Source organism: Metabacillus hrfriensis (assembly GCF_030127205.1).
Classification (GTDB): Bacteria; Bacillota; Bacilli; order Bacillales; family Bacillaceae; genus Bacillus_P; species Bacillus_P dongyingensis.
In genome coordinates, this window is sequence record NZ_CP126116.1 from 4,745,623 (window position 1) to 4,761,009 (window position 15,387).

At 39.0% G+C, this 15,387-nt stretch carries 9 protein-coding genes; 1 reads left to right on the forward strand and 8 read right to left on the reverse strand.

The features are described from left to right. Positions 1–6: 6 nt before the first annotated feature. Positions 7–2,226, forward strand: a complete 2,220-nt coding sequence (locus QLQ22_RS23490) for a helix-turn-helix domain-containing protein (RefSeq protein ID WP_284015673.1) — start codon at positions 7–9, stop codon at positions 2,224–2,226. A 66-nt stretch (positions 2,227–2,292) separates the two neighbouring features. Here the strand turns inward: QLQ22_RS23490 and QLQ22_RS23495 are convergent, their stop codons facing one another. The 8 genes from QLQ22_RS23495 to QLQ22_RS23530 form a co-directional block, all read right to left on the reverse strand. Further along, the gene (locus tag QLQ22_RS23495; protein ID WP_284015675.1) at positions 2,293–5,394 is read right to left on the reverse strand and encodes a beta-galactosidase; all 3,102 of its coding nucleotides are present in this window, start codon (positions 5,392–5,394) and stop codon (positions 2,293–2,295) included. A 265-nt stretch (positions 5,395–5,659) separates the two neighbouring features. Then, positions 5,660–6,556: a sugar phosphate isomerase/epimerase family protein gene (locus QLQ22_RS23500; protein ID WP_284015676.1), complete on the reverse strand. Its 897-nt coding sequence runs from the start codon at positions 6,554–6,556 to the stop codon at positions 5,660–5,662. A gap of 55 nt (positions 6,557–6,611) precedes the next feature. After that, positions 6,612–7,484 carry a sugar phosphate isomerase/epimerase family protein gene (locus QLQ22_RS23505; RefSeq protein WP_284015677.1) on the reverse strand — a complete coding sequence of 291 codons (873 nt, stop codon included), beginning with the start codon at positions 7,482–7,484 and terminating at the stop codon, positions 6,612–6,614. Positions 7,485–7,561: 77 nt separating this feature from the next. Then, positions 7,562–9,583, reverse strand: coding sequence for an endo-beta-N-acetylglucosaminidase (locus tag QLQ22_RS23510; protein ID WP_284015678.1), 2,022 nt, complete (start codon positions 9,581–9,583; stop codon positions 7,562–7,564). Between the two features lie 861 nt (positions 9,584–10,444). After that, entirely contained in the window at positions 10,445–11,344 is a 900-nt protein-coding gene (locus tag QLQ22_RS23515; protein WP_284015679.1) for an ROK family protein, read from the reverse strand. Between the two features lie 163 nt (positions 11,345–11,507). Beyond that, positions 11,508–13,625 (reverse strand): DUF5054 domain-containing protein, encoded by a 2,118-nt coding sequence (locus QLQ22_RS23520; RefSeq protein WP_284015680.1) that lies wholly within the window; start codon positions 13,623–13,625, stop codon positions 11,508–11,510. A gap of 25 nt (positions 13,626–13,650) precedes the next feature. After that, a complete protein-coding gene (locus tag QLQ22_RS23525; RefSeq protein ID WP_284015681.1) occupies positions 13,651–14,397 on the reverse strand; it encodes a sugar phosphate isomerase/epimerase family protein in 747 nt (248 codons plus the stop codon). 18 nt (positions 14,398–14,415) lie between these two features. Next, complete coding sequence (locus QLQ22_RS23530) at positions 14,416–15,381, reverse strand: aldo/keto reductase (protein ID WP_284015682.1); 966 nt, start codon at positions 15,379–15,381, stop codon at positions 14,416–14,418. Positions 15,382–15,387: the final 6 nt, after the last annotated feature.

Below are 15,387 nucleotides of genomic sequence, written 5' to 3' on the forward strand. Positions count from 1 at the left end.
GTTGCTATGAAAAAGATGACTTCGAGATTATTGCTGCAATACATCTTTTCTTATTTAATTATATTTTTTGTTCCATTTTCTGTAATGGCCCTCATTTTATATCACAATTCTGTTTCCAGTATAAGAGAAGAAATTGAACTGTCAAATTTGCATAATTTAAATCATGTGAAAAACCTGACAGATAATCGCATGCAGGAGCTTAGTAAGATCGGAACTCTTATATCATATGATCCAAATCTTACACCTTATATGATAAAGATGAAGGAAAATCACCCTGAGGCAAAAAAAAGCCTGGATAAATATAAAGAAAACAGCTCTATCATAACGGACCTTTATCTCTACTATAATGAGCAGGATCATATTTACTCTTCTGAAGGACTAATGTCAACAAATACATTCATAGAATACAAGACAACCTATACGGAAATGAAGACATTTTTGATGGATATAGAGTCCTCAACCTACCCTTTTATAAGCAATAATCTGAAATTATCCAACAATACAACCGCCTATATTTATCCGCTTCCCTCAGGAGCTGTAAAGCAATATGGCAGTGTCATATTTAAACTGAAAGACTCTTTCTTTAAAGACATGATTAACAATATTCTTGGTACATACGAGGGGAAAGTTTTTATTTTAGATCATAATAATAAAGTAATTGCGACCAACAATAGGTATTCCGAAACCATCGATTTAAACCAGATTGAAAAGATCGCTTCTTCAAAAAAATCATTTATTGGCGAACTTAAAATTGATGGAAACTCCTATTCTATTTCATCCGTAAACTCAGAAAGAAGTAACTGGTCATTTGTTGCAGCCATACCTACTGAGCAATTTTATGGAAAAGTATCAAAATTCAGCACGTTTATATGGCTGATAATACTTGGGATCGCAACCGCTGCTTCAATTCTTGCCATCATGCTGGGCTTATACCAATATCGTCCGATCAAAAAAATAATTGAATTTATTAAAAATAAAGATGAAAGCTTACAATTTTCGAGTAATAACGAACTGGATACCGTACGCAGCACTTTAGAAAACATTTATCTCAATCAGGAACAGTTAAATAAAATCGTATTGCACCAGGAGCCACTCGTACGTGATCAATGCCTAATGATGCTTTTGCAAGGACAGATGGATAAATATATGCAGTCAGAAGGCTTATTGGAATCGCTGAACATTCAAATTGATGGCCCCTATTCATTTGTATTTACGACAGAATTAACAAGCAGGCAGCTAAGCACCATTGATATGAAGAAACTTGAGCTTTCTTCCAGCAGTTTAATAAAAGAGGTGACTATTTTTAGTGTTGAATTAATCAATAATAAGACTATGGTTTATGTGGCCAATGGAAATTCTGATAATCCTTCTGTTAAAGAAAGACTTATTAATGAATTTCAAAGAATCCTAATGAAGCACAATCCCAATCCCAAAATTGGTGTAGGTGAAACGTATAAAGGAATTAATCACATAAATCGTTCTTTTATTGAAGCATCAGCAGCCTTGGAATTCGCAAAATTAAGCGAGAAAAGAGATATCATTGCATTTACAGAAATAGATGAACTCAATGAAAAAATGTGGATCCCAAAAGAATACCTTTTAAAATTGTCGATGAGCTATAAACAGGGGGATGCTGAAATTGCATCTGAAACAATCATAACTTTGTTTAACTGGCTTCGAGACAACAGTTCATCTATTCATTTACTAAAAGGGATGACCTATGACGTAGTAAACACAATCACTAAAACAGTGAATGACATGAATGTACCGTGTAATTTCGGCAAAATCTATCAATTGATAGAAAGACAGTCATTTATCGAGATTGAAAAAAACTTAATTGAAATGACAATTGATATCTGTGCAGAAATTTCAAAAACAAAAGAATCTCAAAAAAACCAATTAGAGCAAAATATTCTCGATTATCTTTCAAACCACTACGCTGAGTACGAATTAAGCCTAGAAGGAATGGCAGAGCAATTTGGCTTATCAAGCTCTTATCTGAGCCGTTTTATAAAAGAACAGACAGGAACAACTTTTTCACAGTATGTATGGAACTTACGGACAGACGAAGTAAAGAAACAACTGCTTCAGACTAATTCTTCAATCAAAAAAATTATATCTGAGGTAGGATATATTGATGTACCGAACTTTATCAGGAAATTCAAAAACTCTGAAGGTATTACACCTGGGCAGTTCAGAAAATTATATACAAAAACCACGGAATAACATAGGGACAGTCAAACTAACACAAGAAGCCTTTTCCTGAATGGGGAAAGGCTTCTTTTCTTTGTACTACTTAATATGAGTGAAACCAGATTGAATGACCGCTGCAGATACTTCATGGTCACGATATACACCTATTAGCTTTCCATCCTTCCCGGCTGCAAACAGCACAGACCGTTCAGCTTCCAGCAGGAACTCATATGTTGTTCCGTTTTGCGTGTTTTGTATTTCCATCTCAATATCTTCCCCGCATTCCGAAACAAAGATAAACAGATCTTCAGAATGAAAACTGATCTTGCGTCCATATATACCTGGATAATTGCCTTTTATCCATCTTAAATCTTCAGCGACACCAGCAACATTCAAAGCATACTTATAAAGTTCAGAAATTGGTTCATTTCTTTCGTTTAGTTCAATTGATAACGGAGACCACAAAAGCTTCCCTTTTCCGATCTTGTATTGCTGAATCTCTGTTGGCTGGATACAATCCAGCGGGATCTCCTTCATTACTTCTGCTATTCGTTTGTCTGGGAACGATGCGAGATGCCTTGTATTATTAATGAACATAAATTCTTCTCTTCTAATATTTCCGACTGAAGTTTTTCCGACAATTCGCTTTGCTCTTTCAGTCTTATTCCAATACTCATCCAAGCTTATTGGTCCAGTATATAACAATGTAGCTTCAGTAGCTTCCACTATTTCAAGAAGCTTTTCAAAAGCATTTGTATTAAAGGTATGCGCACTTGGCACTATGATTAATTTAGACGGATTTATCCTTAAATCATCCAAGTGATATTCACTTATTGCCCGAAAAGCTACATTTAATTCGCAGGCCATAACTCTAGTTAATCGTGCAGTAGAATCAAAAGCCAAACGCCTATTTGAAAAGTCATTGGAAAATGGGAAAATAACAGCTACTTCTTCCATTTTTCTTCCTTCAAATATGTGGCTGATGTCTTTCATAAACGCCCCAAAATCATACGATACATCAGCCTCCGGCTTTTCTGTGCCATCGGCTCTTAACGCTCCAATATTAGACTCATTTATATTGTTCATAAAATAATTTGTATTCCATATCCATTGAACAGCGCCAGCCCCGGCCCCGGCGAAAGAATAAGCATATTTCCTTTCGAGAATATTCCTTAACTCTTCTTCCGTCCTCTTTGCGATATTATCTGGACGCTCGACATACATGATTCCTGTTTCTTGAATTAAATTTGGTTTATTTGGAGCTTTCGTAAAGATGCTGTCCCATAAAAGCTGATCCATAAACCACCACGAATGATTCGTTGTATAGTCTACAGCCTCTTCATAAAACATCGGTGAGGGTCTTTGAGACGTCAATGCTTCATCCTGTCCCACTGTTACCAATTGATCCGGTGTGAAATGCTTAATTGCAGCTGTTAAATCTTTTGCCCATTTATTATGCATATCCATAGTGTAGAAGGTATAGTCAAACCATTTTAGTCCGCGATTTCCCCAAGCCATGTTTTGAATATGTGAGTTGATTTCACTAGGTTCAGGGGTATCGATGCTGTTGAAATCAGCAATTTCTGCCGGAGTTGCATTCCAATTTTCTTGAAGGTTTTCAATTGTTCGATGTTTATTCTTTAACCACTTGCGAAATTCCTTTTTATCGTATGAATCATGAAGAGATCTCGGTCCGGAAAATCCGCGATCTGGATCAAACATAGATGGTTCATTAATTAAGTCCCAATTTAAATTCTTCGTCTCTTTATGTCTTTGCACAATTGTTGTAATAAACCGTTTTTGTGCTTCTACACTCCTTGGATCTAAGTATGGATTTTCTCCATCCCACATTTCCGGCGTGAATGAGAAAAAGCAGAAAGTAACATCAATTTCATACTTTTTTGCACAAAGAACAAACGCATCTAAAGCTCTCAAGACTTCCTCACTTACATGCCCGTCCACAAACATGATGTTGCGGTAAGCGGTCCAGATGCCTGTTCTTACATAATTAATATTTGCCTTTTTCATCTGGGCAAAATCACGATCCCAGACCGCAGGGTTAGGCAGAAATAAAAAATAGCGCGATACATCTGAGGTCATGTAAGTCATGCCAACAATAGGCAAAGGCTTCCCGTTCTTTCGGAAATAATCCCGATCGACTGTTAAAGGCTCCCCTTTACTTAATAGAGATCGGTCCATTCCCCAGAATCCCTGCTTATAAATCAGTTTTTCTCCTGCATCTGAAGTCGCCGTACACACAACATTATATAAGCCAGGCGAGATTGTAATATCAGGATGAATTCTTTTAAAATCCAAATAGCTTGAAACCGTTGCTTGAAAACTATGAGTAAATACTTCAGCATGATCTTTTGTAATTTTTAACTCAAAAGTCCATTCTGTGCTCTTCTTATGAATGGACTGAAATTGAAGAGAAATTACTGGTGATTCATTCACTTCATAACAGGCATAATTAGTTTTCAGCCAAATTTCTGTAACGCCGCAGTTCATGTATTGGGAAAGATTTTCTAATAGGTGAATGCTTTGTTCATTATAAAAAGGATTTGCCAGCTCTTGATTAATAAAAATCCATCTTCCGCCCGGAAATTTCCCCTTATAATTTTCTATCAATACAACAGGAGCCGTTATTTTTCTTTCTCCCTTATTACCTGTAAGCAAAGGGTAAATCCTGGCATCCATAGGTCCGTTAGAACCCATTTCTTTTTCTATTGAACTTTTTTTTGTTACATGCAAAATAAAATTATAGGTGTCTTCTTTAGAAAATAGGGCTTCAAAGCCATCAAGTAATGGAATTTCCTTATTATGATTCAGGGTTTTTACATCTTTAGATTTTACTGAGAGCGCTTCATGTATGTTTAGATGCATGTGATATCCGGTTTGTTCTCTTTCTATTTCCCACGAACCATTTATAAAGTTGCATGGCTTGCGAAAAGGAATACCGCCAAGATATAAAAGCCCCTTACCCTTTTCTAAAAATGACGATATATGGCCCCAAGATCTTTTAGGAAAATAAGGACCATGCATGTGGATAAAACTGCTGTACACAGGATTCCTAAGTTCCATTTCCAAATTCTTCGAATCCACAACAGTAAACTTTTCCTTTAAAAGATTTAACCATTCACGTGTTGGCCTTAATCCAGCAAAGGGAAACGCTTCATCATAAAATACCAGAACCTGCTTCAACTAAAATCCCCCCATATGTGTTTGCCGATAATAAAAGAGCACCTCATTATTGAAAAGCTCTGCATCAGTTTACCATTCCTATTGATTCGTACAATATGTGTATTATGACTAGGCTTTGTAAGAATTTACTTTCCATTATAGACCGGATATTTCTGCTGCTCTTGCAGCATCTATTTAAATTCTCTCCACAGTAACAGCCTATATTTTTTTTAAAAGGCAAATAAAAAAGGGAAAGGAACTTGTCATCCCTCACCCTGGCCATTGTTTACTTAAACTTTTGTATAAAAGCAATTGCTTCCGTAATATCTTGGATTGGATTTGCTTTAACTTCTCTCTCTATTGTCAGGTAGCCCCTGTAATCTGCCTCTTGAAGAGCTAAGAAGTAATCTGTAAAATTGACATGCCCTTTACCCAGCGGCACTTCCATAAAATATTCTCCTGAACTAACCATCTCGGCAATTTTCTCATGATCCGTTCCGCTGTCATGGCCAAGGAACCCATAAACATTCCTTGGATCAACTGGTTTGTATTGGATTCCATCTTTGACATGAGTATGGACGAGATACTCTTTAAGCAATTTCACACCCTCAACTGGATCATCTCCAGTTACCATAACCATATTTGCAGGATCAAAATTAACGGAAACACCATTTGTACTGAGCGAGTCTAAAAATGATTTCAGCCGTTTAGCCGTTTCAGGGCCTGTCTCGATGGCAAAGTAAGCATTCAGGCTCTTCGCATAAACACCCAGATCCTCACATGCCCTTTGCATAGAATCATATATTCTGGAGTCAGGATCTTCAGGTATGATTCCAATATGAGTAGTCACAATGTTTGTACCCAGCTCTACTGCCAAATCTAGTATTCTTTTTGATTTCTCAATTTTCAAGGGATTAAGACCATGATCTTGAAATCCGTGTCCGCCTAAGTCCCCGCAAAGGGCACTTATCTCTAAACCTAATCCGTCTATCATTGATTTAAGGTTTTTTCTGGCTGCTGATGATACATTTTCAGGACTCATTTCACCTGAAACAGCGTAGATCTGAACACCATCCGCACCGAGCTTTTTTGCTGTTATTAAACCCTCTTCAAGCGGCAATTGCAAACTGTCAACAATAATACCCGTTTTATTCTTTAATTTTTTTATATTCTTGGTATCCATTTTAACTCTCCTTCCTTTATAAGCAGTTCTGTTCAGTCATACTCACACTCTAAAATTAAACTTCATCCCAGATTCGGCGGACGTTATCCATGCCAATTCTGGTGCCTTCCTGACAGTTTTCCATCCCCTCAAATTCTACGGTTAAATAGCCATCGTAGCCAGATTGCTTGACCAGCCTTAATGCTTCACGGATATTAATATCTCCATGCCCAACAATAGCCCCGCGCAGATAATTATTGTTTACCGTTCTGAACCAGTCACCGCCGCCGGGATTCTCATAGTAAGGGCGTATATAAAAATCTTTGACATGGACTGTCTTGGCATATTTTACATTCTTTTTTACTCCCACCAGAGGGTCTTCGTCAATACATAAGAAATTACCTATATCAAGGGTTGTTTTAAAATTATCCCGCTTTACAGCATGAAGCACGCGCTGTACACGATCACTAGATTGTACGTTGAAGCCATGATTTTCAATTGTTGTTGTTATGCCAAATTGATCTGCATAATCAGCAATCAGCTGACTTCCTCTTACCATCTGCTCAAAGTGCTCTTCAAAATAGTGTATGGTCATTTCTTCTTTCTCTAATCTAAATGAAGTAACATCATGCCGCATAATTTTAATGCCCATTCGGTTCACAACATCCACATGTTTTTTTAATCTTTCTACTTCTTCTAAAAACGCCTGTTCCGTTTCCTGGATAAAATTAGCCGGGAGGGAATAGGCAGATAATTCGATTCCTGCATCAAGAGCTTTTTCTCTTATTGCATCTGCCAGTTCGATATTGTCAACTACCGAAAAACCGTATGGAACGAGTTCAAGATGAGTACCTCCATTTTCAGCTACCCACTGTACAACATCCAATATGGTAAGGCTTCCATTTGTAAGATCCTTTAATAAACTATAAGAACTAATTCCAACTTTCACTATGCATACACTCCTTATATTTTAAGATTCTGCAAGATAAATTTTTTTGCTTGTTTAAAGCTAATTGAGAGATAAAACTAGTTTGCTGACCAGGTAATATCTTTGCACAATGCCGTGCTTCTCGAATGATCAGGGCTGACAGCCAGCAATTCTAAATAGGTTTTTCGTTCATGATGCCTATTTTTTAATTGATGAATATAGTAAACTTCATCATAAATTCTACCTACTAATTCGCGATTCCTCTCTCCTGTTACATGGTATATTTCATAAAATAAGACATTTTCCGCATCGAAGTCCCAGGATAGGAATACATCGGCTGTTCCCTCACTCATTTTCAGGTGATCAATTGTAAACCTTTTTGGCTTTTTTGGTTTGTCTGTTTGTTCTCCTTTTGCCAAATGAATTTGTCCAAGATTCAGACAATAATCTCTTTGGCCGTTAGCAACTTTTATTCCTATAGCTGCTATTACTCTCCCTTTAAAGTTTGCCAGTGAAAGAGAATTTGAAGTCCAATCAGAGGTCATTTTTTCTTCACTGTCCACCCAATAGAACTGATAAGGCTGATCTTCAAAAATAAGACCAAACTTAAAGTCTTTTGAGTGATCTTTTAGATTGCTTTTGTATGTAAATGAAAGAGAAACATCATCATCTACTGGTAAGCATGTCTTAAAAAGTCTTATTTCTGCTGCTTGATCTTCCGTTAAATCTCCTCTTATTTTAAGTGATGAGCCCCCATCGTAGGCTGTTTGGTAATCATAAGAAACAGAGATTGAGTGATCGGACCTGCTGTTTGTCACCCACCATTGCCATGTTGGCAAAATATCTTGAATACTGGCATTATTCCATTCTTCCGCGCTTGCCAGTTTCCCATTTACAAAGAATCTTTTCCCATGCCCTGTATTGAAACTTGTAAGAAAAGGATAGGAACCAATAACAGATCTCTCAGGTATATAACGGGAAACACCGTCCCAGCAGCGAAACTCTTCAGGATTGACTGCTTTATATTCATCTTTGTATGGTTTATATAATGTTCTCCCTACAGGATCTAAAGGACTTTCTGTTGGACCGCACCAATAACGTCTTTCTCGTCTATATACTTCTTCTTGATCTTCTGGGTCCAATTTATTATCGTAGCGATTCCATACAAAATCTGTGCCGAACAGAGCCCAGCCTGTTCTAGGCTCACCGTTCTCAGGGAATATCAGTCTCGTATCATACGGGGGGTTATATCCATATTTATCATTTTCTGTTCCTGCAAATACTTCTGTATAAGGGTCTAAACCTATTTTTTCAGCATGGCTATTAGAATACTCCAATCGCTTATCATTCCACGCATAATTTAAGAAAATGCTGTTGCTGACCCTTTCTTCCCCATCTCTTACCCATCTATCATTTTTTTCGTTAAACTCATTCTGATAGTTTAACTTTCCATCTTTAAGAATGGCATCATACCATTGAACATGAAAAGGCTTTGATGCTTTTTTTTGCATGTATTTCATCATTTTCATTAAACTCTCACTGTCTTCTTGTGTGATCGTAGCTTCCTGATTTATAAAGTATCCATCAAACCCGAAATATTCACTCATTTCCAGCAGTTTGTCGGCAACAGGAAAGGTATGATCTTCTTTCTCCTCAACCCATTCAGAAAAATTTTGGCCTTCACGGGGCCAAAACCATTTCCCTAAGCTCAAAACACCGTTCCGATGTGCAGCGTCCGTATAAGCGGGGTTAGGTAAATTGATCACACCATATTGAGGATTCTCTTCTTCTGAATCTAAAATAGGCAGCCCATGCCATGCCCCGTAAATATCTGTATACTGCCAAAATTTAAGGAGGTTCTTTGCAAAAGATTTACCGTATTTAAAACTGATTGCTGATTTATCATAATCTGCTGATAAATTCATTACCTGTGGAAGCGGACTGAGTTTGGGATTAACTTGAGTTGGTGCAAAAAATGGAATTCTCTTTGCCAATGGAACACGGGACCGATTATATTTTGCAAAGGGATCTGACTCAGCACTCCAATTTTTAATATCATTCACATTATAGCCATGAAGTCGAACCGGATTCGTTTCTCTGCCTTTAACACTATTAGTCAACGTTTCTCTCCTCCCTAATAAATAATTCCTCAATGTCACAGCATGAAGTAAAGTGATTTATAAACACAGCCTCCAATCTAACGATTAATTATTTATAGCTTTGCAAATTAATAGCATTATTTATATATGTATCTTTTTTTTAATGTGTCGTAACTGACAATTCTCTGCTAAATTGGGAATGTGTAAATTTTAGTTAAGGCGTGCAGTACAGAATTTGGGGATGCATAATGGGTCTATGAGTATCCAAGTCTGGGTTTTTGTAGATTTTGGGGATGCATAAGAGGTCTTTGAGTATCCAAGTCTGGGGTTTTGTAGATTTTGGGGAAGCATAAGAGGTCTTTGAGTATCCAAGTCTGGGGTTTAGTGGAATTTGGGGATGCATAGAGGGTCTATGAGTATTCAAGTCTGGGGTTTAGTGGAATTTGGGGATGCATAGAGAGTCTATGAGTATCCAAGTCTGGATTTTTGTAGATTTTGGGGAAGCATAAGAGGTCTTTGAGTATCCAAGTCTGGGGTTTAGTGGAATTTGGGGATGCATAGAGGGTCTATGAGTATCCAAATCTGGGGTCTAGTGGAATTTGGGGATGCATAGAGGGTCTATGAGTATCCAAATCTGGGGTCTAGTAGAATTTTGGGAAGCATAGAGGGTCTATGAGTATCCAAATCTGGGGTCTAGTAGAATTTTGGGAAGCATAGAGGGTCTATGAGTATCCAAGTCAGGGTTTTTGTAGATTTTGGGGATGCATAGGGGTCTATGAGTATCCAAGTCTGGATTTTTGTAGAATTTGGGGAATCTCCAGATAAAAAAACAACCTAAAAAAACCTTGATATACTCAAGGTTTTTTTAGGTTATTCCAGCTGCTAATTCTGCAAAAATTGCCTTGGAATCATCCCCGCTCCGACAACTCCAGCCTTCTGATCCAAAGAAGCAAGCTTTAATTTCAAATGCGGTCTAAGACTAGGATACAAAAGCGGAACTACTTTCTCCTTTAAAGGATCAAGCATCAAATCCTTAGATTTCATCACTCCGCCTCCAAGAACGATAACCTCGGGATTTAAAGTATGAACAATATTGGCAATCCCCATTGCCAAATAGCTAAGCGCTTCATCAATAATCTCAGCTGCCTCTTGATTGCCTTCTTGAGCAAACAGGAACACTTCTTTTGCACCGTGGCCTGGCCCAAATACAGACTCAGCTTTTCTCCCAATTGCCGTGCCGCTTGCAAGTGCCTCTAATGCTCCTTTGTTAAGGTTAGGAGCATCTATTGCATGTGGATCTACTATCATATTTCCAATTTCACCGCAGTTTCCCTGAGCCCCTGATATTAGCTTTCCGTTATAAACGTACCCCCCGCCAATGCCTGTAGAAACGGTTATATAAAAGACGCTTTCTGCTTCTTTGCCAGCACCGATCAGTGCTTCTGCAAGTGCAGCTGCATTGGCATCGTTTTCAAGATACACCGGCAAATGAATGGCAGACTCAATCATTTTTGTTAACTCAATATTTTTCCAGCTGGAAAGATTAGGAGGTTCAATAATGATTCCCTTTTTTGCATCCAGTGGTCCTGGCGCTCCAATACCTACTGATCGTACAGCATGTTTTTCCTGCAGTGATTGTATCATTGCAATGATCTTTTCAATAGCTGGAAGCGGTCCATTTTCCGCTTCTGTCGGGCATCCAAGCTCTTCTATAATAATCCCGTTATCATCCATTACTGCCACCCGAATGTTTGTCCCGCCTAAATCGACTCCTATGTTCATTTTCCCCCACCATCCCATCAAACTTGTATAAGATTAATCATATTGTCTATGCTTCTCGTGCACAACAGGAAAATTGAAATTATTTTCTCGTTTAATAATAAAACCTCAATGAGATCCAGCTCACCGAGGTTTATTCTTTAAACTATCTTTTAAAAGCAACTTCTTATTTTTCATATGAATGAAGCTTCAATGAAAATCTAAATTTAGCATCTTCTTCGTACCACATTGGAAAATTCGTTCCCCATACATTGTTGTATAAATTAAAATGAAAGCCGTTCTCTAAATTCGAAGGTTTATTATCCAGCTGTAATAATCGTTTCTCTCCTGGAGACACAAGAGGGACATCCTTTGTTTCAATGACAGCCCATCCGTCTGCTCCATGGTAAGTTACTCCCGACTGTATGCCATGAAGGTTGCGGTTGCCGTTTTTTACAACCTCATAAGGAGAAATCAGGGTGCCCATTTTATCCATTTTCCAAAGAGACGGATTATCAACCTGCAGATTAAATGAGAACCATATCGCTTCAGGAAGACGGTTTGCATCTTTTTCAAACCAATTCATTTCAATATCAACCGTTGGCTCATGCTTTAAAAATGTATAGATAATCTCAACTTCTCTTGGAGCACCGTACAGCTCTGCAGCCTGAACCGGCAAACGAAGGTTTACATAGACTCGATCTAAGCTCTGATCTTTATGCTTTGTCAGGGAAATTAATTCAGGACGATAAAGAGTATGTACAGGAATGGGCTCAACCATCTCCATGCCCGGCTTCCCTTGATCTGCCTCTGACCAGCGGTAGGTTTGATGAAGATTTTCTACATATTGCTTAAACCACGTCTGATAGTTTTCTGTTCCGAAAGATTCATAGGAAAATACACCAAGCCGCTGATCTTGACTGGCCCACTCTTTACCTGATTGATCAAGTAATCGGGAGATGGAGCCATCATCCGAGAAGGATACTTGGAACTCCCCAAGTGAATATACAGCGCCTGTTCTCATTTCCTCTAAAAAGTTCCCTTCATTCTTAACAGGCACTAATGCCTCAAGGGCTGCCTTCACTTCCTGCTGTTTGTCAGAAGAAAGTGCGCCAACAGCCTTTTGAAGAAACCCTCTCTGTTCCTTCCATGAACTTTCAAATAAGCTGTAGCTTCTATTTTCCCATGTGGTTGAAAAAAGCTGCTTGGACATATTGTCAAATTCATGCATTGCAAATGAACCAATGTAGCCGTATTTATCAGGAACCGCATCTTTCGAAATCAAGTCCCGCTCTCTAGCCGACTTAAAATCTTGTTTTGCATAATGTTTATAGTCATTTAAATACTTTTTTTCATCAAGGCCCCATGTATGCTCAGGAATTAACAATAACCAATCCGAAAACTCCTTGAATTCTTCGCTGTCTTCTTCAAGTCTGCCTTGTGTGATCCATGTATTTCGAAGCCTGATCAGCTCACGGTATTCCGCAACTTTTTTCGGATCGGTGCCTGCTCCATGAATCCATGTATCGCCTATCTCTTCATGCACAACTGGGAGTGTATGCTTGATCGCGAGAAGTTTTTCTGCAAAGGCATCCATAGTAGAAGCTTTAATACTGGCATTCGGGAATCGTTCTCTTAATCCAGCAAACTCTTGTTTGATATCCTCTATCGATGGCGGTCCGCAGTTGTCGCCGGTGTGGGCAAAGACCATCACCTCATTCAATCCATCTATCCTTAAGACATCCCCATAATTATCTGCATAATTAACAATGACATCAGAGCCATCATCCGCTTTCCATACAAACAAGTTAGGGACGGAAGGGACTTTTGAGGCGGGGTTCACTCCAAAATGCAAATACTTGATTCCACTTTCAGCGAGCAGAGGAATCATAGCCTTTGTATGTCCCGGGACATCTGTCATTTTTCCCGCGATCGTCTTTTTTCCATATTCCGCATCAAGATTCTTCGCGATCGTTAATGCGTATTTAAACAGATTTTTGTCCATCAATTCCGTATGTGTCGTGAAAGGAAGGCCGTGCCAGGCGATATATCCTCTAGATATGGCATCATCCATGACCTTTTTTTCATCAGCATTTGCCCGTTTTAAGTATTCATGAATGAGCCAAGAGCCCGTAGTCCATACAAACCCGGCACTGTCTTTCTCCTTCTCAAGCTCCCGGCTTAATTCAATCGCCTTGGGTATGTAGGACTGAATATATTGATTCGTCACATTTTCTGCTAAATCTGTAAAACCGATATCAAGATGTGTTTTAAATACGACATGAACAACTTCAATCTCTCTCAAATGGATGTCACCCCTTGTATGTCTCTCATTTGGCTGTCATTTTGATCAGGTTTGCAAGGCTGAGCTCCAAGCTATCGAATGGGCTCCCTTCACAAATATCCTGTTCAACCGCATACCACTCTACACCGTTTTGTTCCCCCCACTTAAGAATCGGTTCAAAATCGATGCAGCCTGCGCCTATCTCTGCAAAATTTTCTTTTCCGTCGCTGGTCATATCCTTCAAATGCAGAATGGGCATTTGATTTGGAAAGCGGCGAATATAACTTAATGGATCAAGTCCTGCTTTTTTCACCCAATATGTATCAATTTCCGGAAAAACCTCTGGCGGAGCCAGAAGGTAATCCAGAGCATATTCCCCATCGATCTCAGTTTGGAACTCAAAATCGTGATGATGATAGCCGATTCGAAATCCCTGCGGCACTGCTTTTTTAGAAATGGCGAGCAGGTCTTTTCTGACGTTTTTGTATCCTTCTTCATTTTTTAAATGGTCGTCTAAATAAGGCAAGATGATTTCTGATGTTTGAAACAGTCTGGCTTCCTTTAACACCTCATCCAGTTCATGTGCCAGCCTGTCTAAGCTGACATGCATGCCGGCCGTTTTTAACCCTGTTTCGTTAAGAACCCCGGCAATCTCTTCAGGTGAATACCCATACAGGCCATCAATTTGAACAGCTTCCCAGCCCATTTTTTTTAACACCCTTAATGTGCTTGGAAAATCATTCTGAATTTCATTTCGCAGCGTATATAATTGGGCAGCGAATTTATGCTTCATTTCTGGTCGCTCCTTTCCTTAAACACTTGCTTCTCGTTCCATCAAATTGAGCCAGTTCATTTCCCCAGCCGTCAGCTTAATCGCTGAACCTGTTACTGATGACATTAATTCTTCTGAATTCTCCGGCCCTATGATGGCTGCCGTTGGGTATGGCTGATTCAGCACATAAGCGAGTGCGATCTGAATAGCCGTAACACCCTTCTCTTCAGCAAGCTTCTTAGCCCGTTCATACCTTTTCCAATTATCCTCGGTGTAATAGACCCGAACCATTTCTTCATGATCTTTTCTGTCAGGAGCAAATCTTCCGCTGAAGAAGCCGCCTGCTTGAGATGACCATGAGAGCAGCGGCATCTGTGAGCCTTTGTGCCAATTCTCCATGTGCTCATCCACTGAAATACATCCGGGCCATCTTGGTTCCCTGCATTTTGCAAGGCTCAGGTTCGGACTATTAAACGTAAACCCTATTAATCCGTGCGCTGCAGCATATTCATTCGCTTCCTGTATGCGCTGATGCGACCAGTTTGAAGCCCCAATCGCATGAATTTGCCCTGCAGCAAGATGCTGATTTAAAACATCCATAATCACGCCAACCTCTACGCTTTCATCATCACGATGAAGGGCATAGAAATCAATATAGTCTGTATTCAATCGCTCTAAGCTTTCTGAGATATCTTTAGAAATAGCTGCCGGATTTACGCGGGGACCTGGTTCACCATCATCATGATGAGCCCCTTTTGTTAAAATATGAACCTCACTGCGATTCTTCCTCAAATGCAGCCATTCCCCAAAAATAACCTCGCTGTCTCTGTACTGATGAGCCATATCAAACGTATTTCCGCCTATTTTGAAGTACTCATCCAGCATATCGAATGCCTGCTGCCTGCTGTCATATTGATAGAAATGAGCCGTCCCCATTATTAACCTTGAGCATGCTTTCTCAACATGTTTTTGATCGATAATTCCTTTTAAACTGTGAAATTCCATTTAAAG